The sequence below is a fragment of the Streptomyces sp. NPDC091289 genome (assembly GCF_044757365.1).
Classification (GTDB): domain Bacteria; phylum Actinomycetota; class Actinomycetes; order Streptomycetales; family Streptomycetaceae; genus Streptomyces.
In genome coordinates, this window is record NZ_JBIVUT010000013.1 from 62000 (window position 1) to 84210 (window position 22211).

A 22211-nucleotide genomic window follows, 5' to 3' on the forward strand; every position below is an offset into this window, starting at 1 on the left:
CCCGCCCGGCAGCAGTCGGTGATCACTTCTCGCGCAGCGGGACCGAGAGATGACTCGGGTCCGTGCCGGGCGAGGAGAAGGTCAGCTGCGCGCCGGTCGGGTTGTGCTCGATGTACAGCGGATCGACGGTGTCGATCACCAGGGCGAGCCGGTGACCGGCCGGGACGTCGTAGGCCGTGGAGAACAGCTCCAGGTCGACGGGGAACGGCCGGCCCGGCGTCTGCCCGTGGAAGGTGTACGGAGCATTGCTGACCAGCTTGCCGACGCCGAGCGGCCCCACGTCGTAGAGATACGCGACGAGGGTGCCGCTCGGCTTCGTGCTGGTGACCGTGGTGTGCAGCTCGGACGTGCCCCTGATGTGCTGCTCGGTGGCGTACCGCTCCGACTGCCACACGCTCGCGAAGGTGCGCGGCAGCAGGGGTACGGAGACCATCGGCGGCAGCTTCAGGAACTGGTCCAGCGCGTTGGACAGGATCGCGATGCCGCCGTTGGCGCCCGAATCGACGTTGGCCCACACCTTCTTGGTGCCGTCCAGCGGGATCCGGTTCTTCACCGCGCCGACCGACTTCCAGTCCGGGTAGCCCTCGTAGCCCTTGTCCGTACGGGACTTGAGCTGGACGGGCTGCTCGGTGTCGATGCCGTTGCGCTCGTCCTTGAGATAGCGGTCGAACCAGCGGCGGGTGCTCGTCCAGGTGTCGTTGGGCAGTCCGAGCAGACCGGTGGCCTCGGCGGTGGCGTGGTCGCCGGGGCGGAACTCCAGCCGCTTGGGGCCGGTGAGCTTGTCGTAGAACGAGGCGTACTGGTTGGGCGGGAAGAGCGTGTCGCCCCAGGCGTTGCCCATCATGATCGCCGCGCCGTTGGCGTTGATCCGGTCCAGATACGTCACGGGGGAGCGCTTCTTCCCCCAGGCGATCATCTCCGGTTCCTTCTCCAGGTTGGAGCCGAGGAAGTCCTTCAGCGTCTGCGTCAGTTCGTCGCCGGGGCGGCCGGTGATCCGGCCCAGGCCGCCGAGCAGGGCGGCGGCCTGGAGGTGCTGGGTGCGCCCGCTGTAGATCGAGTCGATGAGATCGGCCCAGCCGCTGAGCGCGGCGACCGCCTTGATGCGCGGGTCGTGCCCGGCCGCGAGCAGGCTGATGCCCGCGCCGTAGGAGACGCCGCCCATGCCGATGCGGTCCGGGTCGGCGGAGGTGTGCTCCAGCGCCCAGTCGATGACGGCGGAGGCGTCCGCGATGTCCGGCGCTCCCGCCACCTCGATCTTCCCGCCGGAGAGCCAGAAGCCGCGCGAGGTGTAACTCACCACGACATAACCGGAGTCGGCGAGCTTCTGCGCCTGCGCCAGATACTCGATCTGCGGCATGGCCCAGCTCGTCGGGAAGACGATCAGCGGATGCTTCGCCCCGGCCGCCGCCCCGGCGGGCGTGAAGACGTTGCCCTTGAGCGTGATGCCGCCCGAGCCGGGGATGTCGTGGAACGTCAGGCCCTGGGCCGTCGTGCCCGAGGGCGCGGCGACGGGGGCGGGGGCGGCGGTCGCCGCCGGGGCGGCGACCAGCGCGCCCCCGGCCAGCAGGGCGACGGCGGTGGTGATCGAAGCGGTGGTGCGCAGTGCCGGTTTCGGACGTGCCACAGGGTCACTCCTCACGCGTGTCAGTGCAAAGTGACCCGACGGTAACCCCGGTTGTTTACCGCTGGTAACTACTCGTCGTGTTGCGTGAGGGTAACGATTGTTGGACGTGGCGTCAGTAGGGGTCCGAGGCCGGAACGGGAGCTATCGGGTCACTTCAGGGCGCTCTTGGCCTGCCAGTCGGCCCACGAGAGGTTCCACGCGCCGTACCCGTTGCCCTCGGCGACCGTGCCCTTGGCCTGTGCGCCGGTCATCTCGAACGGGTCGCCCACCCGCACCTGTCCGTACAGAGCGGCGGCGTCGGCGTCGCTCATCCCGACGCAGCCCGAACTCCGGTTGGCCTGGCCGAAATAGCCCGCGTTCCACGGGGCCGCGTGCACATACATCCCCGACCAGGTCAGCCGCATCGAGTAGTCGACCATCTTGTCGTAGGCGTCGCCGAGGCCCACCGTCTCGGAGCGCATGTTGATCGTGCCCTCCTTCGACATCAGGACCGCCGTGCCCCGCCAGGAGGCCTTCTCGCCACCCGGGGTGCCCGCCGACATCGGGATGTCCAGGACCTGCTTCCCGTCCCGGTTCAGGGAGAGACGGGACCGGTCGAGGTCGACCTCGACCACCTGGGCGGCACCGATCGTGAACGTCGTCGAGTAGTCGCGGACGAACCAGCCGCCGTCCGCCCCCGTGTCGACGCCGTTCAGCTGCGCGTCCAGGGTGACCTTCGTGCCGGGCTTCCAGTACTCCTCGGGCCGCCAGTCGACGCGGTCCTTGCCCGAGTAGTCCTGGAGCCAGCCCCAGGAGCCCTCGGTGCCGTTGGACGTCGAGACCTTCAGCGCCTTCTCGACGGCCGCCTTGTCCTTCACGGGGTGGTCGAAGACGACGGACAGCGGCTGCGCGATGCCCACGGTCGTGTTCTTCCCCGGAGCGAGCGAGAGCTTGTTGACCTTCTCGGCCTCGGCGGTGGCGAACGTGGCCCTGCCGCTGCCGCCGTCCGCGTCCTTCGCCTCGACCGTGTACGCGGTGCCCGGCGCGGCGACCCGCTCGGATATCCAGGCCCGGCCGTCGGCGGATATCTTCCCGGCCAGTGCGCCGCCCTCGCCGGCCGTCACCGTGACCGCCTTCAGCTTCCCCCGCGCCAGCGTCACCTTCACCGGCTCGCCGGGCGTCGCCGCCTTGCCCGTGAGGTTCACCGAGATGCTGGTGCCGGGCGCCTTGCCGTCCCCGCCCACCTCCGCGGAGCCCGAAGCGCCGCCCGAGCACGCGGTGAGCGCGGCGGCGAGCAGGGCCGCGGGCCCGGTCAGGGCGAGCCGGGTCCTCCGGCCGGCCGGGGCGGAGCGACGGATACGCGGACGTGCGGAATACAACGGAAAAACCTCCAGGGCAGGGGCACTCAGCAAGGGAGAGGCATTTCCCTCATGTCGGGTTCCGTCCCGTCCCGGAAAACCCTGACGCCGAGGCGCTCGCCCGGTCCGGAGTACGCTCCACCGTCGGCCAGAACCTCGGAACACGGGAGACCACCAGTGAGCGCGACCGTCGACAGCACCACCGAGCCCCCGGCCAAGCCCGCCTCGGTGCTGCGCAGCGGGGCCGTGATGGCGGCCGGCTCCGTCGTCTCACGCGCCACCGGCTTCGTCCGCTCGGCCGTCGTCGTCGCCGCACTCGGCACCGGACTGACCGCCGACGGCTACGCGGTTGCCAACACCGTGCCCAACATCCTGTACATCCTCCTCATCGGCGGCGCGCTCAACGCGGTCTTCGTCCCCGAACTGGTCCGGGCCGCCAAGGAGCACGCCGACGGGGGAGCTGCGTACACCGACCGGCTGCTCACCCTGTGCACCGTCGGCCTCCTCGCGCTCACCGCGCTCGCCGTGGCGGCGGCGCCCCTCATCGTCGGCGTCTACACCGACTACGACGGCCGCCAGGCCGAACTGACCGTCGCACTGGCCCGCTACTGCCTGCCGCAGATCCTCTTCTACGGGCTGTTCACCCTGCTCGGCCAGGTCCTCAACGCCCGCGGCCGGTTCGGCGCGATGATGTGGACCCCGGTCCTCAACAACGTCGTGATCATCGGGGTGTTCGGGCTGTACATGGCCGTCGCCGCCAACTCCGACGGCACCCTCTCCGACGCGCACGCCCACCTCCTCGGCTGGGGCACCACCGCCGGGATAGCCGTGCAGACCCTCGCCCTGATCCCCGCGCTGCGCGCCGCGAAGTTCCGCTGGCGGCCCCGGTTCGACTGGCGCGGCAGCGGACTGACCCGGCCCATGCGCGCGGCCGGCTGGCTGGTGCTCCTGGTCCTCACCAACCAGCTCGCGTACTGGGTCGTCACCCGGCTCTCCACCGCCACCGGGCAGCTCGCGGAGGAGCAGGGCGTGGCGGGCGGCGCGGGCTACACCGCGTACAGCTACGCCTATCAGCTCTGGGTCGTCCCGCAGGGCATCATCACGGTCTCGCTGGTCACCGCGCTGATGCCCCGGATGAGCCGGGCCGCGGCCGACGGCGACCTCGCGGGGCTGCGGCGCGACGTCGCGTACGCCCTGCGCACCAGCGCCGCCGTCGTGGTGCCCGCCGCCACCGCCCTGCTGGTGCTCGCGCCGTGGGTGATCGGCTCCGTCTTCGGTTACGGGCGCGCCACCGACGCCGACGTCCTGGTGATGGCCGGGATGATGGCGGCGTTCGCCCCCGGGCTGATCGCCTTCTCCGGGCAGTACGTCCTCTCCCGCGGCTTCTACGCGATGAGCGACACCCGCACCCCCTTTCTCCTCAACCTGGTGATCGCCGCCGTCCAGGCGGGCCTCTCGGTCGCCGCGTACCTGCTGCTGCCGGCGCGCTGGGCGGTGACCGGGATGGCCGGGGCGAGCACCGTGGCCTTCTTCGCCGGGTTCGCCGTCACCGGGTACGTCCTGTCCCGCCGGCTCTCGGGGCCCGGCGCCGGGCCCCTGCTGCGCTCGCCGACCCTCGGCGCGCACGCCCGTCTGATCGCCGCCTGCGTGCCCGCCGGTGCGCTGGCGTACGGTGCGGCCCGTGCGGCGGAGGGCGCCGGGGACGTGGCGGCCGCCGGCGCCGGGACCCTCGCGCTGCTGCTCGGAGTGGTGCTGCTGGCCCGGCCGTTCGGGATCGGCGAGATCACATCGATGATGGCGGCCGGCCGGGCAAGGCTGCGCCGTTGAGGGCAGGTCCGGTCAGCTGCCCGCCCGGTGCGATGGGGGTGTGCTGGGCACGGGAGTCTGGGCCTCGCGCGTCACATCGCCGACGAGCTCGACGACATCGGGGCCGTACGCCTGGGAGTTGACGACCTTCAGCAGCAGGCAGAACGACTTGTTGCCGTGCTTGCGGCGCAGCTTCTCGTGATTGCGGGCGACATAACGGGTGGCCGCCTGGTTGGTGATGGCCCGCTGTCCGCAGAACAGGAAGACCGGGCGGGCGTCCTGACCACCTGTCAGGCGCGCCAGCAGGACGTACTCCGAGGTCCCCGGCTCCAGCCGGTAGCGCTCCGAGCCGACCTGGAACGCCACCCGGTCCGGCCCCGGGTCCTGCTCGACGTTGATCCGTACGCCGGGCAGCAGCGTCCGCAGATGCGCGGCCATCCGCTGATTCGACGTCGGACCGCCGACGCAGAACTCCGTACGCTCCCCGAACCCCTGCTGGGCCGTGTCGTGCGTGACGATCTGCGCGTGTGCCGCGCAGTCCTTGATGAGCGCGGAGAGTTCGAGCAGGGCGAAGGCGTCATGGCGGTGCACCGACCCTTCGGCGCCCGCGTAGCGGTTCACGACCAGCAGGCATTCGGAGTTCGCCGGCAGCCCGAAGAAGGCCTGTTTGCGGCGGAGTCCCCGCCGCCAGAGATAGGTCCGGGCCAGCCAGCCCAGCGAGGCACTGACCCCGGCGGCTATCACGCCCAGCACGATGTTGCGCACGTCATCCGTCATGGGCGCGCATGGTATCGGTCATTCGGGTAACCGTTCGAGGCGGTCCTGACGATCAGGGTTCCCCGGGACTACCCTGCGGGCGAGATCCGTTGACTGGAGGTACGTATGCGCCGTTCCGTCGGCCGGAACACGTCGCTGTTGGCCGTGCTCGCCGTGGTCGCCTCGGTGGGAGCCGCCGCCCCGGCGACCTCGGCACCGTCCACCGCCCCGCACCCCGCGCCACCCAAGTCCCCGGTGGCGGTGGGCCACGGGGGAGCGGTGGCGAGCGTCGACCCGGACGCGTCGGCCGCCGGGATCGAAGTGCTGCGCAAGGGCGGCAACGCGGTGGACGCGGCCGTGGCCACCGCGGCGGCGCTCGGCGTGACGGAGCCGTATTCGGCGGGCATCGGCGGCGGTGGCTACTTCGTCCACTACGACGCCAAGAAGCGCACCGTGCGGACCATCGACGGCCGCGAGACCGCGCCCCGCAGCGCGGACGCCTCCCTGTTCCTGGAGAACGGCACGCCGATCCCCTTCGAGGAAGGGGTGACCAGCGGCCTCGGCGTCGGCACGCCCGGCACCCCGGCCACCTGGCAGCGGGCACTGGACGCATGGGGCTCCACGTCCCTGCGTACGCTGCTGAAACCGGCCGAACGCCTGGCGCGGGACGGCTTCGTCGTGGACGACACCTTCCGCTCGCAGACGGCCGCCAACCAGGCCCGGTTCGCCGACTTCCCGGCCTCCGCGAAGCTGTTCCTGCCGGGCGGCGAACTGCCCGTCGTCGGCTCGGTGTTCAAGAACCCCGACCTGGCCCGTACGTACGAGAAGCTCGGCCGCAAGGGCGTCGGCGAGTTGTACCGGGGCGAGTTGGCCGACGACATCGTGCGCACCGTACGCAAGCCGCCCGTCGACCCGGACGCCACCCGGGTGGTGCGCCCCGGCGACCTGACCCGCAAGGATCTCGCCGCCTACCGCACGCTCACGCAGAAGCCGACGAAGGCCGGCTACCGGGGCCTGGACGTGTACGGCATGGCGCCCTCCTCGTCCGGCGGTACGACCGTGGCCCAGGCCCTCAACATGCTGGAGTCCACCGACCTCTCGCGGGCGAGCGAGACCCGCTACCTCCACCGGCTGATCGAGGCCAGCCGCATCGCCTTCGCCGACCGGGGGCGCTGGGTCGGCGACCCGGCCTTCGAGGACGTCCCGACCAAGGAGCTGCTGAGCCAGCGGTTCGCGGACGCGCGCGGATGCCTGATCAAGGACGATGCGGTGCTGACCAGTCCGGTGGCGCCCGGTGACCCGCGCAACCCCGAGCGGTGCGGCAGCGGTGGCACCGCCGCGCCCACCACGTTCGAGGGCGAGAACACCACCCACCTCACCACGGCCGACAAGTGGGGCAACGTCGTCTCCTACACCCTGACGATCGAGTCCACCGGCGGCAGCGGCATCACGGTCCCCGGCCGCGGTTTCCTCCTCAACAACGAGCTGACCGACTTCTCCTTCGCCCCGGCGAACCCGGCCGTGCACGACCCGAATCTGCCGGGCCCGGCCAAGCGGCCCCGGTCGTCGATGTCTCCGACCATCGTGCTCGAACACGGCAAGCCGGTCCTCGCCCTCGGCTCACCTGGCGGCGCCACGATCATCACCACCGTGCTCCAGTCGCTGACCGGCCACCTCGACCGCGGGCTGCCCCTCGTCGACGCGATCGCCGCGCCGCGCGCCAGCCAGCGCAACGCGCCGACGACGGAGATCGAGCCGGACCTGTGGAACAGCCCGGTCCGCGCCGAACTGGAGAAGCTCGGCCACGCCTTCCAGCAGAACCCGGAGATCGGAGCCACCACCGGGGTGCAGCGGCTGCCCGACGGCCGCTGGCTGGCGGCGGCGGAAAAGGTGCGCCGGGGCGGCGGCTCGGCCATGGTGGTGCATCCGGGCGGCGGTCACTGAGCCGGCCGGACGAAGCAGGGGCGGCGGGGCCGGTATCGCGCGACACAGCGCGCGGTACCGGCCCCGCGGCCTTGCGGCGCCACCAAGGGGACCCGTACGGGGTCCCCCGGTCTACGGAAAGGGTCCTTCCGCACCATGCGCACCCGCATGCTCGCCCTGACATCCGCCGCCTGCGGCGCCGCGCTCCTCGGAGCGGCGGCCCTGCCCGCGTCCGCCACCACCGAAGGGGACGCGACCGGGGCGACCGCCGCCGAACTGCTCGCCGAGGTGCGCGCCTGCGCCCGGATCTCGAAGGGCACGTACCGCACGGACAGCGGCAGCGCGAAGCCCACGGTCCCCGTCTGCGGCACCACGGATGCCGTCTTCTGGAAGGCGGACATGGACATCGACTGCGACGGCCGGAAGACGAAGGCCTGCAACCGGAAGACCGACCCGTACTTCCTGCCGGAGACCGCGTTCCAGAGCTCCCGCGGCGAACCCCTGGACTCGGCCGCGCTCCCCTATGTGGTCGTACCCGGCCCGAGCAAGGTGTGGGACTACCGGAAGTCGGGGCTCACCGGCGGCAGCGTCGTGGCGGTCGTGTATCGGGACCGGGTGCGGTACGGCGTGATCGGCGACACCGGCCCCACGGGCATCATCGGGGAGGCGTCGTACGCCATGGCGAAGGCCCTGGGCATCGATCCCGACCCCTCGACCGGGGGCGTCGCGTCCGGCGTCACGTACATCGCGTTCAAGAACTCCCGCGTCTCCCCGATCGAGAGCCGCGCACGGGCAAGGAGCGAGGGAGCGGCACTGGCCAGGGAGTTCATCGGGCGCTCATAGCCGGCTCGCCCGTACGCCGGTCACCGAACCGGTCACAGCGCGGTCAGGATCCGTGGGCCGTCGTTCGTGATCGCCACCGTGTGCTCGGCGTGCGAGGCCTGGCTGCCGTCGGTCGTCCGCAGCGTCCAGCCGTCCGCGTCGTGGCGGAACTCGTCGCCGCCGCCGGCGATGAGCATGGGTTCGATCGCGAGGACCATGCCGTGCCGCAGCGGCATACCGCGCCCGGGGCGTCCCTCGTTCGGCACGGACGGATCCTCGTGCATGGTCCGGCCGATGCCGTGCCCGCCGTAACCCTCCATGATTCCGTAGCCCGCCTCACGGCAGACCGCGCCGATCGCGTGGGCGATGTCCCCGATCCGGTTGCCCACCACAGCCGCGCCGATGCCGGCCTCCAGGGCCCGGTTCGCGGTGGCGACGAGCCGGGTGTCGGCGGGGCGGGCCTCGCCCACGGTGAAGCTGATCGCCGAGTCACCGGCCCAGCCGTCGAGGAGCGCGCCCGCGTCCACGCTGACCAGGTCCCCGTCGCGCAGGGGCTCGGCCGAGGGGATGCCGTGCACGATCGCGTCGTTGACCGAGACGCAGATGACGGCCGGGAACGGGGTCGGCGCGAAGTGCGGCTTGTAGTTCAGGAAGGGCGAGGAGGCTCCGGCCTTGCTCAGCACCTCGCGGGCCGCCTCGTCCAGTTGGCGGGGGGTCACGCCGACCGCCGCCGCCTCCCGCGCACGGGTCAGGATCTGCGCGACGACCCGTCCGGCCTCGCGCATCGCTTCGAGCTGTGTGTCTGTCTTGATGTGCACCATGCCCATTACTATACCGGTCGAAGCGGTATAGTAATGACGGTATAGAAATGGCATCCCGTGTAGGATGGCCCCATGGTCCGCACCCCCCTGACACCCGAAGAGCGCCTGCGCGGCGAACGGCTCGGCGCGCTGCTCCGCCAGGCGCGCGGGGAGCGCAGCATGGCCGCCGTCGCCGCGAGCGCCGGAATCTCCGCGGAGACCCTCCGCAAGATCGAGACCGGCCGCGCCCCCACCCCGGCCTTCTTCACCGTGGCCGCCCTCGCCGGCGCGCTGGGCCTCTCCATGGACGAGATCCTCGGCCGCTGCGCACCGGAACCGGCCGCGACGCCGCTGATCGCGTAACCGGTCGCGCCCCGGGGCGCGTAGGGTCGCGCCGTGACTCTCCAGGACTTCGCACGCAGCGAATACGTCAGCCTGACCACGTACCGGAAGAACGGCACGCCCGTCGCCACGCCCGTCTGGGCCGCCGTCGAGGGCGATGCGCTGTACATCTGGACCCGCTCCGACTCGTGGAAGGTCAAGCGGCTCCGCAACAACGGCAAGGTCGTCGTCACCGTCTGCGACGTACGCGGCAGGATCGCCGACGGCGCCCCCAGCGCGGAGGGCACGGCGACCCTCCTCGACGAGGACGGCACCCGCGCGGCGCGCAAACGGCTGGCCCGCAAGTACACCTGGAAGTTCTGGATCGTCGACTGGCCGGCGACGATCGCCCGCCTCGGCAAGCGCCCGCACACCGGGATCGCCGTCACCTTCTGAGGCGGTCGCCGTCGCCGGAGCGCGCGGGGGCGCACGGCCGGACGGCACGCTCCCGCCGCAGCGTGCCCGAAAGCCGCGCGTAGCCGTCCCGTAACACGGCTGCGGTCGAATGCCTCCGGACTGGAAGGCTCCAGTCGACGGTCGGCGAGGGCGACGATGACGGTGCATCAGCAGGCTTACGAAGTAGGTGCGTTCGCGCAATACTTTCGGGATCTGGTGGCTCGGCTGGACCCCGGACGCGGATGGTACGGGGTCTTCGCCCGGCGCGACCCGGCGGGCATGCGGTCCTGCCTGGACGGGGTGGAGATCCCGCCCTGGGACGTGGTGGAGTCGCTGCTCGCGGACCTCGCGGCGCTGCACGGACCCCGGTTCGCCGAGCAGGTCTCGGTCCGGGCCGCCGCGCTCTACTCCGCGTCGGCCGCCACCCATGACCGGCGGCCGGGCGGACGCCAGGAGCTCGTCCACCGGCTGGAGTTGATGGTCCGCGAGCAGCACCGGGCGGCGGAACGCCTGCGCGGCACCGGCCCCGGCAGCCCGGACCCGGCCGAACCGGAGGCGCTGGCCTGGGCCCACGACGACCACGAACGGGCCTCCGCCCGGTGCGCGGAGCTGCGCAAACGGCTGGCGGCTGTGACGGTGCCCGAGGGGTGGTTCCGGGAGGAGGGGACCGGCGGGGCGCCCGCTGGGGGCGGTGGGGTTGCGGCGTCTGGTGGGGCTGGCGGATCCGCTGGGGCTGGCGGGGTTGCCGGATCTGCTGGGACCACCGGGGTCAGCGGGATCACCGGGGCCACCAGGGCAGACGGGATTGCTGCGCCCTCCTGGACCGCTGCGCCCGCCGGGACCGCCGGGTCCGTAGCGGCCTCCGGGACCTCCGGGGCCTCCGGGACCTCCGGCTCGCCCAGCGTCCCGCAGCCGCGTGCCGAGGTGCGGGGCGCGGAGGCCGGAGGCCCGCAGTCCGGGCAGCCCGCAGGCGACAACGGTCCCGGAGCCGACGCCCCCGAGGCCCTGCCACCCGCCCCCGCCTCCCGGCGGAAGAAGCCGCGGGGTGCCCGGTTCGCCGGTCTGGAGGTCGACGAGGAGGAGGCCGGCTACGCCCCCTCGCCGCTGCCCGGGCCGCCCGAGCCCGCGCGCTCGGGTGCGCCCGCCCCGCGTGGCGCCCGCTTCGGCGGCGCGGGGGAGGCGGACCGCGAGGGCGGCGAGGGCCGCGGAGGCCGGGACCGGGCCGGGCGGGGCCGTACGCCGGACGCGCTGCCGGATCCGGCCGCCGGGCAGGCCGCCGCCGGGGCCGTCGCGCAACTGGTCCGGCTGCGCGCCGAGGGCCGCAGCGGCGAGGCGCACGTGGTGCTCTGCGAGGTCGCGGCCTGGCCCGCGCCCCGGCTGCCGGTGCTCGCGGTCGCCCTGTACCGCGCCGGGCTCGCCGCCGACTGGACGACCCTGCTCTGGGAGGTGTCCTCGCTGCCGCCCGCCGGGTTCGCCGCCGCGGCGGGCGCGCTGGCCGCCGCCGGGCGCGAGGCGGACTGCGGGCTGCTGCTGCGCCAGGGCGTCGCCCGGCCCGCCGCCGAGGTCGCCGAGGCGGTGCTCGCCCTGGACGGCGCGGGCCGGGAGCGGGAGGCGCGGGACCTGCTCGGCGCCTTCGTCCGCGTACGTACGCCGCAGGAGGCCGCCGAGCTCGCCGGAACCGGGGGGACCCGGCTGCTCCCACTCCTCCTGGCGGCGGCCCGCGAAGTGTCGGTCGAGCAGGAGTGGGACCTGGTGCACGCGCTGCGGGTGGCGGGCGTGCCGGGGGTCTGAGTTTCCGCGGGCGGCGCAGCCGGACCGGTACCGTGTCGGTTGTGGACCGCTCGGGTGCGAAACATGATCGACTCCGCCGGTTCACGGCGATGGTCTTGCCCCGCCGGACGGAGGGGCTTACGTTCTCCATCCATGCACCGATCTACGTGCGTAGAGAACGCGTAGAGGCTCTCTGACGCCGCGTCGAAGGAGCAGCTCATGTCCCACGTCGTACGCGCCGCACTTGTCCAGGCGACCTGGACCGGCGACACCGAATCCATGATCGCCAAGCACGAGGAACACGCGCGCGAGGCCGCCCGGCAGGGGGCGAAGATCATCGGATTCCAGGAGGTGTTCAACGCCCCCTACTTCTGCCAGGTCCAGGAGCCCGAGCACTACCGCTGGGCCGAGCCGGTCCCCGACGGGCCGACCGTCCAGCGCATGCAGGACCTGGCCCGCGAGACCGGCATGGTCGTCGTCGTCCCGGTCTTCGAGATCGAGCAGAGCGGGTTCTACTACAACACCGCGGCCGTGATCGACGCGGACGGCTCCTACCTCGGCAAGTACCGCAAGCACCACATCCCGCAGGTCAAGGGGTTCTGGGAGAAGTACTACTTCAAGCCGGGCAACGCCGGCTGGCCGGTCTTCGACACCGCCGTCGGCAAGGTCGGCGTATACATCTGCTACGACCGGCACTTCCCCGAGGGCTGGCGGCAACTCGGGCTGGGCGGGGCCCAGTTGGTGTACAACCCCTCGGCCACCTCCCGTGGACTCTCCAGCCACCTCTGGCAGTTGGAACAGCCGGCCTCCGCCGTCGCCAACGAGTACTTCGTCGCCGCGATCAACCGGGTCGGCCAGGAGGAGTACGGCGACAACGACTTCTATGGCACCAGCTACTTCGTCGACCCGCGCGGCCAGTTCGTCGGAGACGTCGCCAGCGACAAGGAGGAGGAACTCCTCGTCCGTGACCTGGACTTCGACCTGATCGAGGAGGTCCGGCAGCAATGGGCGTTCTACCGGGACCGACGGCCCGACGCCTACGACGGGCTGGTGGAGCCGTGACCGGACTGCACGAGCGGCACCTGGCCGTCAGCCCGGAGTGGCTGGCCCTCTACTACCGCCACCCGCTGGAACTCACCCACGGTGAGGGCCGCCACGTCTGGGACGCGGACGGCAACCGCTACCTGGACTTCTTCGGCGGCATCCTCACCACGATGACCGCCCACGCCCTGCCCGAGGTCACCAAGGCGGTCACCGAACAGGCCGGGCGGATCATCCACTCCTCCACCCTCTACCTCAACCGCCCCATGGTGGAGATGGCCGAGCGGATCGCCACCCTCTCCGGCATCCCCGACGCCCGGGTCTTCTTCACCACCTCCGGCACCGAGGCCAACGACACCGCGCTGCTGCTCGCCACCGCGTACCGCAGGTCCAACCAGATCCTCGCGATGCGCAACAGCTACCACGGCCGGTCGTTCTCCACCGTCTCGATCACCGGCAACCAGGCCTGGTCGCCCACGAGTCTGTCCCCGCTCCAGACCCTGTACGTCCACGGCGGCGTCCGCACCCGGGGCCCGTACGCCGAGCTGAGCGACGAGGCGTTCATCCGGGCATGCGTCGCCGACCTGGAGGACCTCCTCGGACACACGCGCAACCCCGCGGCCCTGATCGCCGAACCCATCCAGGGCGTCGGCGGCTTCACCTCCCCGCCCGACGGGCTGTTCGCCGCGTTCCGGGAGGTCCTGGACCGGCACGGGGTGCTGTGGATCTCGGACGAGGTGCAGACCGGCTGGGGGCGTACCGGCGAGCATTTCTGGGGCTGGCAGGCACATGCGGAGAACGGGCCGCCGGACATCCTCACCTTCGCCAAGGGCATCGGCAACGGCATGTCGGTGGGGGGAGTGGTGGCCCGCGCCGAGGTGATGAACTGCCTCGACGCCAACTCCATCTCCACGTTCGGCGGTTCGCCGATCACCATGGCCGCCTCGCTCGCCAACCTCTCCTACGTCCTGGAGCACGACCTCCAGGGCAACGCCCGGCGCGTCGGCGGGCTCCTCATCGAGCGGCTGCGGGGCATCGTCGCCGGTTCCCCCGCCGTACGCGAGGTGCGCGGCCGGGGCCTGATGATCGGCATCGAGCTGGTGAAGCCCGGCACCGACGAGGCCGACCCGGACGCCGCGGCGGCCGTCCTCGAAGCGGCCCGCGCGGGCGGGCTGCTCATCGGCAAGGGCGGCGGCCACAGCACCAGCGTGCTGCGCATCGCCCCGCCGCTGACCCTGACCGTGGCCGAGGCCGAGGAAGGCGCGGCGATCCTCGCGGACGCCCTGCACGCGGCGGGCTGATCCCCGCCCCCTCGCCGGCCCGTACGCATACGAACCGCGCGGGGCCGCCCCGGCGTCGCGCCCACCGGGCCGGCGGGGGCCGCCCCGAGTTGAGGAGATATCCATGAGCCGCACCGTCATCCATGGTGGCCTGGTCATCACCGCGTCCGACGAGATCCACGCCGACGTGCTCATCGAGGGCGGCCGGATCGTCGCCCTCGCCGCCCACGGAACCGACGCCGCCGAGAGCTGGAACGCCGACCGGAGGATCGACGCGACGGGCAAGTACGTCATCCCGGGCGGCGTCGACGGGCACACCCACATGGAGATGCCGTTCGGCGGGACGTACGCCGCAGACACCTTCGAGACCGGCACCCGGGCGGCCGCCTGGGGCGGCACCACCACCATCGTCGACTTCGCCATCCAGAGCGTGGGCAAGTCCCTGCGCGAAGGGCTCGACACCTGGTTCGCCAAGGCCGACGGCAACTGCGCCATCGACTACGCCTTCCACATGATCCTCGCGGATGTGAACCCGTCCTCGCTCAAGGAGATGGACCGCCTCGTCTCCGAAGGCGTCACCTCCTTCAAACTGTTCATGGCGTATCCGGGGGTCTTCTACTCCGACGACGGCCAGATCCTGCGCGCCATGCAACAGGCCTCCGGCAACGGCGGGTTGATCATGATGCATGCCGAGAACGGCATCGCCATCGACGTCCTGGTCGAGCAGGCGCTCGCCGCAGGGCACACCGACCCCCGCTACCACGGCGACGTCCGCAAGGTCGCCCTGGAGGCCGAGGCCACCCACCGCGCCGTCCAGCTCGCCCGGGTCGCCGGATCCCCCCTCTACGTCGTCCACGTCTCCGCCGACGAGGCCGTGGAGGAGATCGCCGCCGCCCGCCACAAGGGCCTGCCGGTCTTCGGCGAGACCTGTCCCCAGTACCTCTTCCTGTCCACCGACAACCTCGCCGAGCCCGACTTCGAGGGCGCCAAGTACGTCTGCTCCACCCCGCTGCGTCCCGAGGAACACCAGGAAGCCCTGTGGCGGGGCCTGCGGAACAACGAACTCCAGGTCGTCTCCACCGACCACTGCCCCTTCTGCTTCTCGGGCCAGAAGGAGATGGGCCGCGGCGACTTCTCCAAGATCCCCAACGGCATGCCGGGCGTCGAGCACCGCATGGACCTGCTGCACCAGGCCGTCGTGGACGGCCACATCACCCGCCGCCGCTGGATCGAGATCGCCTGCGCCTCCCCGGCCCGGATGTTCGGCCTCTACCCGAAGAAGGGCACCATCGCCCCGGGCGCCGACGCCGACATCGTCATCTACGACCCGAACGCCGAACAGATCCTCTCCGCCGACACCCACCACATGAACGTCGATTACTCGGCGTACGAGGGCAAACGCATCACCGGCCAGGTCGAGACCGTGCTCTCGCGCGGTGAACTCGTCATCGACGGACGGACGTTCACCGGACGCGCCGGACACGGCATGTACACCCCCCGCGCCACCTGTCAGTACCTGGACTAGGAGATCCCGTCATGGACTTCGGACTCGTCCTCCAGACCGACCCGCCCGCTTCCGCCGTCGTGGGCCTGATGCGCCGCGCCGAGCGCAACGGCTTCCGCTACGGCTGGACCTTCGACTCGGCGGTGCTCTGGCAGGAGCCGTTCGTCATCTACAGCCGCATCCTGGAGCACACGGAGAAGATGACCGTGGGCCCGATGGTCACCAACCCCGGAACCCGCACCTGGGAGGTGACCGCCTCCACCTTCGCCACCCTCAACGACATGTACGGCAACCGCACCGTCTGCGGCATCGGGCGCGGCGACTCCGCGATGCGCGTCGCGGGCCGCCGGCCCAACACCCTGGCCCGCCTCGGCGAGGCCATCGACGTCATCCGGGACCTCGCCGAGGGCCGGGAGGCGACGGTCGACGGGCAGCCGGTGCGGATCCCCTGGGTGAAGGACGGGCGGCTGCCGGTCTGGATGGCGGCGTACGGGCCCAAGGCCCTCGCCCTGGCCGGGCAGAAGGCCGACGGCTTCATCCTCCAGCTCGCCGACCCGTTCCTCACCGAGTGGATGATCAAGGCGGTACGGGACGCGGCGGCCGACGCCGGACGGGACCCGGACTCCGTCACCATCTGCGTCGCCGCCCCCGCCTACGTCGGCGACGACCTCGACCACGCCCGGGAGCAGTGCCGCTGGTTCGGCGGGATGGTCGGCAACCATGTCGCGGACCTGGTCGCCCGCTACGGCGAGCACTCCGGTCTGGTCCCCGAGGCGCTCACCGCGTACATCGCCGGACGCTCCGGTTACGACTACAGCCACCACGGCCGCACCGGCAACCCGGACACCGCGTTCGTCCCCGACGAGATCGTCGACCGCTTCTGTCTGCTCGGGCCCGCCGAGGCGCACATCGAGAAGCTGCGCCATCTCAAGAGCCTGGGCGTCGACCAGTTCGCGCTGTACAACATGCACGACGCCCGCGAGGCGACCATCGACGCGTACGGGGCCGGGATCATCCAGGCCCTGACCGACTGACCCCTCCCCGGCCGGCACACGCTCCCGCCCGCACGGCACGGCATCGCCCCGCACCGCACCGCCCCGCACGGCACCGCTCCCGAGCGAAGGGCCCGACCGCCATGACCGCCACCGTCCCACCCACACCACCCACCCCACCGGCCTCCTCGCCCTCCCCGGGCGACGCGATACCCGGCCCGGCCGCCTCCGGCCGGGTCGAACTCCCCCAGGGATACGTCCCCGACGACCCCCGCTTCGCCAACGACGACCTGCTGCCCGTCCCGGTGGAGCGGCGCACCTGGACGACGTACAACTTCGCGGCCCTGTGGATCGGCATGGCCCACAACATCCCCTCCTGGCTGCTAGCCTCCGGTCTGGTGGCGCTCGGCATGGACTGGAAACAGGCCGTGTTCACGATCGCGCTCGCCAATGTGATCGTGCTGGCCCCGATGCTGCTCACCGGGCACGCCGGGCCCAAGTACGGCATCCCCTTCCCGGTCCTGGCCCGCGCCTCCTTCGGGCTGTGCGGCGCCAATCTGCCCGCCCTGATCCGGGCCGCCGTCGCCTGCGCGTGGTTCGGCATCCAGACCTGGATCGGCGGCGTCGGCATCTTCATGCTGCTCGGCAAGATCTTCGGCGGCTGGGCCGGCGCCGCGGAGATCGGCGGGCAGCCCTGGACGCTGTGGCTCTGCTTCGCCCTCTTCTGGGCTCTCGAACTGGCCATCATCTACCGGGGGATGGACACCCTGCGCCGCTTCGAGAACTGGGCGGCTCCCTTCGTCCTCGTCGGGGCGGTCGTCCTGCTCGTCTGGGTCGCGGTCAAGGCGGGCGGCTTCGGCCCGCTGCTGGACCAGCCGTCCGCGCTCGGCTGGGGCGCCGACTTCTGGCCGGTCTTCTTCCCGTCCCTGATGGGCATGATCGCCTTCTGGGCGACGCTCTCCCTCAACATCCCCGACTTCACCCGCTTCGGCGCGGGCCAACGCGCCCAGATCTGGGGGCAGTCGCTCGGCCTGCCGACCACGATGACCTTCTTCGCCCTGCTCTCGGTCTTCGTCACCTCCGGCTCGCAGGCGGTGTACGGGGTGGCCATCTGGGACCCGGTCCAGCTCGTGGCCCGTACCGACAACGTCTTCGGGCTGGTCTTCGGGCTGGTCACCGTGCTGATCGCGACGATCTCGGTGAACATCGCGGCGAACGTGGTCTCACCGGCGTACGACCTGGCGAACCTCGCGCCGAAGTTCATCAGCTTCCGGACCGGGGCGCTGATCACGGGCGTGATCGGGGTCGTGATCATGCCGTGGAAGCTCACCGAGACACCCGAGCTGTACATCTTCACCTGGCTGGGCCTGGTCGGCGGGCTGCTCGGCACCGTCGCGGGCATCCTGATCGCCGACTACTGGATCGTCCGCCGCACGGTGCTCGACCTGGCCGACCTCTACCGGCCCGGCGGCCGCTACTGGTACCGGAGCGGCTGGAACTGGCGGGCGGTGGCGGCCTTCGCGGTCGGCGGCGTCCTCGCGGTGGGCGGTTCGCACTCGGCCCCCGGCAAGGGGCCCTTCCCCGCCGACGGTCTGATCCCGTTCCTGAGGCCGCTCGCCGACTACGGCTGGGCGGTCGGGCTCGCCTCCTCGCTGCTGCTGTACGTGGCGTTGACCCGCCGGGAGAGGGTGGCGGCGGCCGGCTGAGCGGACGTCGAACCGGTGCCGAGCCACGTAAGCCCGTCCAGGAGGAAGGTGTTCTGGGTGGCGGAGTCGAAGGTCGACGACAGTGGGGTATTGGTGTCGTAGTTCATCGCGTTGTGGCCAAAGTTGGCATACAGCATGCGGTAGTTGTGGTTGGTCCACACGATCGGGTAGTCGCCGCTGTACCAGCTCTGGCCGGGGTCGGTGCCCAGCGGGAAGCTCACCGGGTCGACCGAGGCCAGGACGTCGATGTCCGGGTTGGTCCGCAGATCGCGGCTCCAGCTGTACCACTCGCTCACCGACGAGGTGAACGTGCCCGGCAGGCGCTGGGTCGACGGATGGGTGCGGTGGTCCGTGTGCAGGGTCGCGGTGGTGGGGCCCCAGGTGTTGGTGGCGAAGTTCCCGCTGCCCAGGAACTGGTCGTGGTACCAGGGCCAGTTCTGGGCGCTGGTGGTGAACGCGGCGACATGGAAGCCCATCCAGGCCCCGCCACCACGCATGTACGCCTCGAAGCCCGCGCGTTGGGCTGCCGACTGCGGTGCGTCGTCGAGGAAGAGGACCACTTCGTACTGCTTCAGCGCCGCACTGTCGGCGAGTAGGTTCCAGTTGTTCGTCGAGGTGTACGTGAAGCCGTGCTCCGCGCCCTGCTCGGGGAACCACTCGTTGGCTTCCTCGACGAAGCTGATGTGGGCCGCGTCCCAGGTGCCGTTGTAGAACGCGACGACCTTGAACGGCGCCGCGGGGGAGGGGGATCGAGGAGCCGCGCCGGCCGGTGACACGAGAAGTCCCAGCAGCAGGGCGAGGAGCGCGAGGAGGGACAGGCCGGCGCGCGAGCGGCCGTGGGGGGCCTGGGGCATGGCGGGGTCCTTTGTTCGTCCATGTGGGGACCGTTCCACCATGTGATTAAGAAGTGAACGGGGCGAGGTGTCAAGACTTTGGTCCGGACCAGTGCGGAAGGGGTGGTGCATCGCCGACAGGTCGCTCGGTGGCGGGAGTTGATGCCAGTCATCGCGGACGCGGCCGGACCTCTAGTAGGCCGCCATCCGTGCCCGCGGGAGACACATATGAGAATGCTGCCCCCTCCCGTGGCCCGGTGACGGGCTATACGGGTTTGATGCTGCGGCCCAGCAGAGCCGTGATGTCCACCGTCTCGTCCGCCGAGGGAGTGGCCGTGGGCACCGGCCGGTCGAAGCCGGAGAAGTCCACGGTCCCTTCCTCGTCGGCGTTCCGCACGGTGATCCGCACCGGGTACGGCGTGCCCTCGGCGGCCACGTAGGCCGTCAGGCGCTCGCCGTCCTCGGTCCGGGTCAACGGAACGGCGGGGGCGCCGTTCACCTCGGTCTTCTCGCCCTTCGTCAGCGTGCCGCCGGCCGCGGTGCCGGCGTTGTCCGTGATCAGCTCGCGGAAGGTGTCGAGATCGCAGACCTCGGTGACACTGCGCAGTCGGGGGTTGTCGGCCGAGGCCTTCATGTAGCGGCCGTCGAGGATCGAGTCGAAGGTGGAGCCGCCGATCGGCACATGGTTCTTCCAGAAGGCGGCGTCCGGCTTCAGCCAGACGTCGTCACCGCGCTTCACGATCTCCACCGAACCGTCGTCACCCATGTCGACCCCGCCCGCGCAGTTCCCCTCACGGTCCAGGGTGAGGTCCAGGCTCATGTCCGAGCCGCTCCCGTCGAGGCTGCCGCGCGCGCTCAGATGCAGGGATCTCACATCGAGCAGGGCGTCGCGCGAGCGGTCGGCGATCTCCTCGGCGCCGAGCGAGTCGATGTCGTCGTCAGCCTGCGCGACCGCACCACCCGTCACGGTGAGAGCGACGGCCGCCGCGCCCGCGGCCGCTCGCGCGGCCCATCGGTGTCCGCTCACATCGCCTCCTCGGAAAGGCCCCGGTCAGGGCGTGCGAACCATGGTGACCGGCACATTCGAGCGTACGCCGGGAGCGGGGGCGCCGCCCGGCGCGCACACGGAGCGTCAGGAGTGAAGGTGTTTCTCGTTACGGAGGGTGGGCAGTGCTGCGGTGATCCCGCTCGGGATCACGGTAGGCACGCACCACGTAAGGAGAACCATGAAGCTGTTCACGGGGAAGAGGCCGTACGCGGGGAGCAAGCGGTTCCGGTCGGCCCGGCGGACCGTCGCCGCCGCCTCCATGGCGGCCGCGCTGGCCGTCCCGGTCACCGCCGTGACCGCGACCGCCGCCCCGGCCGCGATTCCGCCCGGCCTCTCCTGCGACACCGGCAAGCACGCCATCGACGACTACACGGGCTTCGCGCTCTGCCGCAACAACGGGAGCCAGACACAGACCTTCTGGGTCCATCTCGTCTGCGGCTGGTCCCCGGACGTCGACGGCAACCACGTCACCCTCAGGCCCGGCGAGTCCGGCCAGTCCACCGCCCACTGTGCCGGTCTCGGCACCGGAATCGGCGAGATCCACGTCCGGCCGTGATGGCAGGGCGGTAGACCCGGGCGCCACCGGAAGCCGGAGCGGCCGGAACGGTTGAGCGTGCCGCCTCCTCTCGTTACCCTCCAGTAAGTAGCTGTGGGCGCAGCCGGGACGACCGGCCGGCCCCGCGACACGAGGGAGGCGGCACGCCCATGTCCTCAGCGGAGCCCACCGAGCAGACCGGCCCGGCCGTACGGGAGCCCGGTCGCACCCCCCGCCCGGCCGCCCCCGCACCCGTGCCGCCCCCGGCGCCGGGACTCGCGGAGAGCGTCCGTCGGCTCGCCGACGCCACCACCACCTCCACCGCACTCGTGGCCGACGCCCTCGCCCGTATCGAGGCCACGCAGCCCACCCTCAACGCCTTCCGCCACCTGCGCGCCGACGCGGCCCTCGCCGAGGCGGCGGAGGCCGACCGCAGGCTCGCGGCGGGGGAGCGGCTGCCGCTCCTCGGGGTGCCGGTCGCCGTCAAGGACGACACCGATGTGGCGGGCCTGCCCACCCACTTCGGCTGCGACGGCGAGCTGCCCCCGGCCGTGTCCGACAGCGAGGCGGTCCGCCGGCTGCGCGCCGCCGGGGCGATCGTCGTCGGCAAGACCAACTCCTGCGAACTGGGCCAGTGGCCCTTCACCGAAGGCCCCGCCTTCGGTGCCACCCGCAACCCGTGGAACACCGCGCACACCCCGGGCGGCTCCTCCGGCGGATCCGCGGCGGCCGTCGCCGCCGGACTCGTCCCCGCCGCCCTCGGCTCGGACGGCGCCGGATCCGTACGCATCCCCGCCGCGTGGACGCACCTCGTCGGCATCAAACCGCAGCGCGGCCGGATCTCGGTCCACCCGCACAGCGACGCCTTCCAGGGGCTCACCGTGAACGGCCCCCTCGCCCGGACGGTCGCCGACGCCGCGCTGCTGCTGGACGCCGTCGCCGGAGCCCACCCCGAGGACTTCCACCGCCCGCCCGCCGTGCGCGCCGCCGACGCCGCCCGCCGCGACCCGGGCCGCCTGCGCATCGCGCTGGCCTGGCGTCCCCCGCTCACCCTCACCGGCGCCGCACCGGACCCCGAGGTGCGCCGGGCCGTCACCGCGCTCGCCGAGACCCTCGCCCGGCTCGGCCACCACGTCGAGGAGGCCCGCCCCCGGTACGGGCTGATCGGCCTCGCCTTCGTGCCCCGCGCCACGGCGGGCATCGCCGAGTTCGCCGCCCGCCACCCCGAACCGGCCCTGCTCGACCCGCGCACCCGCAGCGCCCTGCGGACCGGGACGCGGCTGGGCGGGCGGGTGGTGCGGGCCGCCCGCGCCCGCGAAGTGCGCCAGCACCGCAGGATCGGCGCCCTCTTCGACGCCTCCGGGTTCGATGTGCTCCTCACCCCGACCACGGCCGCGCCACCGCCCCGGATCGGCTCGTTCGACCGGCTCAGCGCCTGGCGCACCGACGCCACGATGGCGGCGGCCTGCCCGTACGCCTGGCCGTGGAACGTCCTCGGCTGGCCCGGTGTGAACGTCCCGGCCGGCTTCACCCGTACCGGCCTCCCCGTCGGCGCCCAGCTCCTTGGGCCCTCCCGCAGCGAGGAGCGACTCATCGCCCTGGCAGCCCAGTTGGAGGACGACCTCCGCTGGTACGAGCACCGGCCGCCGGTCTGACG

The 22211-nt window shown here is 71.9% G+C and carries 18 protein-coding genes and 1 pseudogene; 13 read left to right on the plus strand and 6 right to left on the minus strand.

Annotated elements, in window-relative coordinates:
• Window positions 1-22: 22 nt before the first annotated feature.
• Both ACIQPT_RS18835 and ACIQPT_RS18840 read right to left on the minus strand, forming a co-directional pair.
• On the minus strand, window positions 23-1624 hold the full coding sequence (locus ACIQPT_RS18835) for a CocE/NonD family hydrolase (RefSeq protein WP_401157005.1): 1602 nt from the start codon (window positions 1622-1624) through the stop codon (window positions 23-25).
• Between the two features lie 149 nt (window positions 1625-1773).
• Window positions 1774-2982: an Ig-like domain-containing protein gene (locus ACIQPT_RS18840; protein WP_401157006.1), complete on the minus strand. Its 1209-nt coding sequence runs from the start codon at window positions 2980-2982 to the stop codon at window positions 1774-1776.
• A 156-nt stretch (window positions 2983-3138) separates the two neighbouring features.
• Between ACIQPT_RS18840 and murJ the strand changes: the two genes are divergently transcribed.
• Complete coding sequence (murJ, locus tag ACIQPT_RS18845) at window positions 3139-4788, plus strand: murein biosynthesis integral membrane protein MurJ (protein ID WP_401157007.1); 1650 nt, start codon at window positions 3139-3141, stop codon at window positions 4786-4788.
• Between the two features lie 12 nt (window positions 4789-4800).
• Here murJ and ACIQPT_RS18850 read toward each other — a convergent pair whose 3' ends face one another.
• Window positions 4801-5544, minus strand: a complete 744-nt coding sequence (locus ACIQPT_RS18850) for a hypothetical protein (RefSeq protein ID WP_401157008.1) — start codon at window positions 5542-5544, stop codon at window positions 4801-4803.
• A 105-nt stretch (window positions 5545-5649) separates the two neighbouring features.
• On the opposite strand from ACIQPT_RS18850, the gene ggt reads away from it, so the two are divergent.
• Together ggt and ACIQPT_RS18860 are read left to right on the plus strand one after the other, a co-directional pair.
• Entirely contained in the window at window positions 5650-7467 is a 1818-nt protein-coding gene (gene ggt, locus ACIQPT_RS18855) for a gamma-glutamyltransferase (RefSeq protein ID WP_401157009.1), read from the plus strand.
• 135 nt (window positions 7468-7602) lie between these two features.
• On the plus strand, window positions 7603-8289 hold the full coding sequence (locus ACIQPT_RS18860) for a glycoside hydrolase family 75 protein (RefSeq protein WP_401157010.1): 687 nt from the start codon (window positions 7603-7605) through the stop codon (window positions 8287-8289).
• Window positions 8290-8321: 32 nt separating this feature from the next.
• Here the strand turns inward: ACIQPT_RS18860 and map are convergent, their stop codons facing one another.
• Window positions 8322-9089 carry a type I methionyl aminopeptidase gene (gene map, locus ACIQPT_RS18865; RefSeq protein WP_401157011.1) on the minus strand — a complete coding sequence of 256 codons (768 nt, stop codon included), beginning with the start codon at window positions 9087-9089 and terminating at the stop codon, window positions 8322-8324.
• A 72-nt stretch (window positions 9090-9161) separates the two neighbouring features.
• Here map and ACIQPT_RS18870 point away from each other — a divergent pair, with 72 nt between their 5' ends.
• From ACIQPT_RS18870 to ACIQPT_RS18905, 8 genes are all read left to right on the plus strand, one after another.
• Window positions 9162-9431 carry a helix-turn-helix domain-containing protein gene (locus tag ACIQPT_RS18870; protein WP_030594227.1) on the plus strand — a complete coding sequence of 90 codons (270 nt, stop codon included), beginning with the start codon at window positions 9162-9164 and terminating at the stop codon, window positions 9429-9431.
• Window positions 9432-9464: 33 nt separating this feature from the next.
• Entirely contained in the window at window positions 9465-9845 is a 381-nt protein-coding gene (locus tag ACIQPT_RS18875) for a PPOX class F420-dependent oxidoreductase (protein ID WP_401157012.1), read from the plus strand.
• Between the two features lie 156 nt (window positions 9846-10001).
• A complete protein-coding gene (locus tag ACIQPT_RS18880) occupies window positions 10002-11636 on the plus strand; it encodes a hypothetical protein (RefSeq protein ID WP_401157013.1) in 1635 nt (544 codons plus the stop codon).
• A gap of 198 nt (window positions 11637-11834) precedes the next feature.
• Entirely contained in the window at window positions 11835-12677 is an 843-nt protein-coding gene (locus ACIQPT_RS18885; RefSeq protein WP_401157014.1) for a nitrilase-related carbon-nitrogen hydrolase, read from the plus strand.
• The gene (locus tag ACIQPT_RS18890; protein ID WP_401157015.1) at window positions 12674-13957 is read left to right on the plus strand and encodes an aspartate aminotransferase family protein; all 1284 of its coding nucleotides are present in this window, start codon (window positions 12674-12676) and stop codon (window positions 13955-13957) included. Before ACIQPT_RS18885 ends, ACIQPT_RS18890 begins: the two co-directional genes overlap by 4 nt.
• 103 nt (window positions 13958-14060) lie before the next feature.
• A complete protein-coding gene (gene hydA, locus ACIQPT_RS18895; protein WP_401157016.1) occupies window positions 14061-15461 on the plus strand; it encodes a dihydropyrimidinase in 1401 nt (466 codons plus the stop codon).
• An 11-nt stretch (window positions 15462-15472) separates the two neighbouring features.
• The gene (locus ACIQPT_RS18900; RefSeq protein WP_401157017.1) at window positions 15473-16474 is read left to right on the plus strand and encodes a TIGR03842 family LLM class F420-dependent oxidoreductase; all 1002 of its coding nucleotides are present in this window, start codon (window positions 15473-15475) and stop codon (window positions 16472-16474) included.
• Window positions 16475-16575: 101 nt separating this feature from the next.
• Window positions 16576-18138 carry an NCS1 family nucleobase:cation symporter-1 gene (locus ACIQPT_RS18905; RefSeq protein WP_401157018.1) on the plus strand — a complete coding sequence of 521 codons (1563 nt, stop codon included), beginning with the start codon at window positions 16576-16578 and terminating at the stop codon, window positions 18136-18138.
• On the opposite strand, the pseudogene ACIQPT_RS18910 reads toward ACIQPT_RS18905, so the two are convergent.
• Both ACIQPT_RS18910 and ACIQPT_RS18915 read right to left on the minus strand, forming a co-directional pair.
• Window positions 18114-18992 (minus strand): annotated as a pseudogene (locus tag ACIQPT_RS18910) (ThuA domain-containing protein); the annotation flags it as partial. The gene ACIQPT_RS18905 and the pseudogene ACIQPT_RS18910 overlap by 25 nt on opposite strands.
• Before the next feature lie 244 nt (window positions 18993-19236).
• On the minus strand, window positions 19237-19998 hold the full coding sequence (locus ACIQPT_RS18915) for a hypothetical protein (RefSeq protein ID WP_401157019.1): 762 nt from the start codon (window positions 19996-19998) through the stop codon (window positions 19237-19239).
• 199 nt (window positions 19999-20197) lie between these two features.
• Between ACIQPT_RS18915 and ACIQPT_RS18920 the strand changes: the two genes are divergently transcribed.
• Both ACIQPT_RS18920 and ACIQPT_RS18925 read left to right on the plus strand, forming a co-directional pair.
• Entirely contained in the window at window positions 20198-20575 is a 378-nt protein-coding gene (locus ACIQPT_RS18920; RefSeq protein ID WP_401157020.1) for a hypothetical protein, read from the plus strand.
• Window positions 20576-20724: 149 nt separating this feature from the next.
• On the plus strand, window positions 20725-22209 hold the full coding sequence (locus ACIQPT_RS18925; protein ID WP_401157021.1) for an amidase: 1485 nt from the start codon (window positions 20725-20727) through the stop codon (window positions 22207-22209).
• Window positions 22210-22211 lie beyond the last annotated feature (2 nt).

Excerpts from the sequence above, each read along its gene's own strand:
- ACIQPT_RS18880 (WP_401157013.1), top strand. The coding sequence starts at position 10,002 with ATGACGGTGCATCAGCAGGCTTACGAAGTAGGTGCGTTCGCGCAATAC.
- ACIQPT_RS18925 (WP_401157021.1), top strand. The coding sequence starts at position 20,725 with ATGTCCTCAGCGGAGCCCACCGAGCAGACCGGCCCGGCCGTACGGGAG.
- ACIQPT_RS18850 (WP_401157008.1), bottom strand. The coding sequence starts at position 5,544 with ATGACGGATGACGTGCGCAACATCGTGCTGGGCGTGATAGCCGCCGGG.
- ACIQPT_RS18920 (WP_401157020.1), top strand. The coding sequence starts at position 20,198 with ATGAAGCTGTTCACGGGGAAGAGGCCGTACGCGGGGAGCAAGCGGTTC.
- map (WP_401157011.1), bottom strand. The coding sequence starts at position 9,089 with ATGGTGCACATCAAGACAGACACACAGCTCGAAGCGATGCGCGAGGCC.
- ACIQPT_RS18870 (WP_030594227.1), top strand. The coding sequence starts at position 9,162 with ATGGTCCGCACCCCCCTGACACCCGAAGAGCGCCTGCGCGGCGAACGG.
- ACIQPT_RS18900 (WP_401157017.1), top strand. The coding sequence starts at position 15,473 with ATGGACTTCGGACTCGTCCTCCAGACCGACCCGCCCGCTTCCGCCGTC.
- hydA (WP_401157016.1), top strand. The coding sequence starts at position 14,061 with ATGAGCCGCACCGTCATCCATGGTGGCCTGGTCATCACCGCGTCCGAC.
- ggt (WP_401157009.1), top strand. The coding sequence starts at position 5,650 with ATGCGCCGTTCCGTCGGCCGGAACACGTCGCTGTTGGCCGTGCTCGCC.
- ACIQPT_RS18905 (WP_401157018.1), top strand. The coding sequence starts at position 16,576 with ATGACCGCCACCGTCCCACCCACACCACCCACCCCACCGGCCTCCTCG.
- ACIQPT_RS18860 (WP_401157010.1), top strand. The coding sequence starts at position 7,603 with ATGCGCACCCGCATGCTCGCCCTGACATCCGCCGCCTGCGGCGCCGCG.
- ACIQPT_RS18885 (WP_401157014.1), top strand. The coding sequence starts at position 11,835 with ATGTCCCACGTCGTACGCGCCGCACTTGTCCAGGCGACCTGGACCGGC.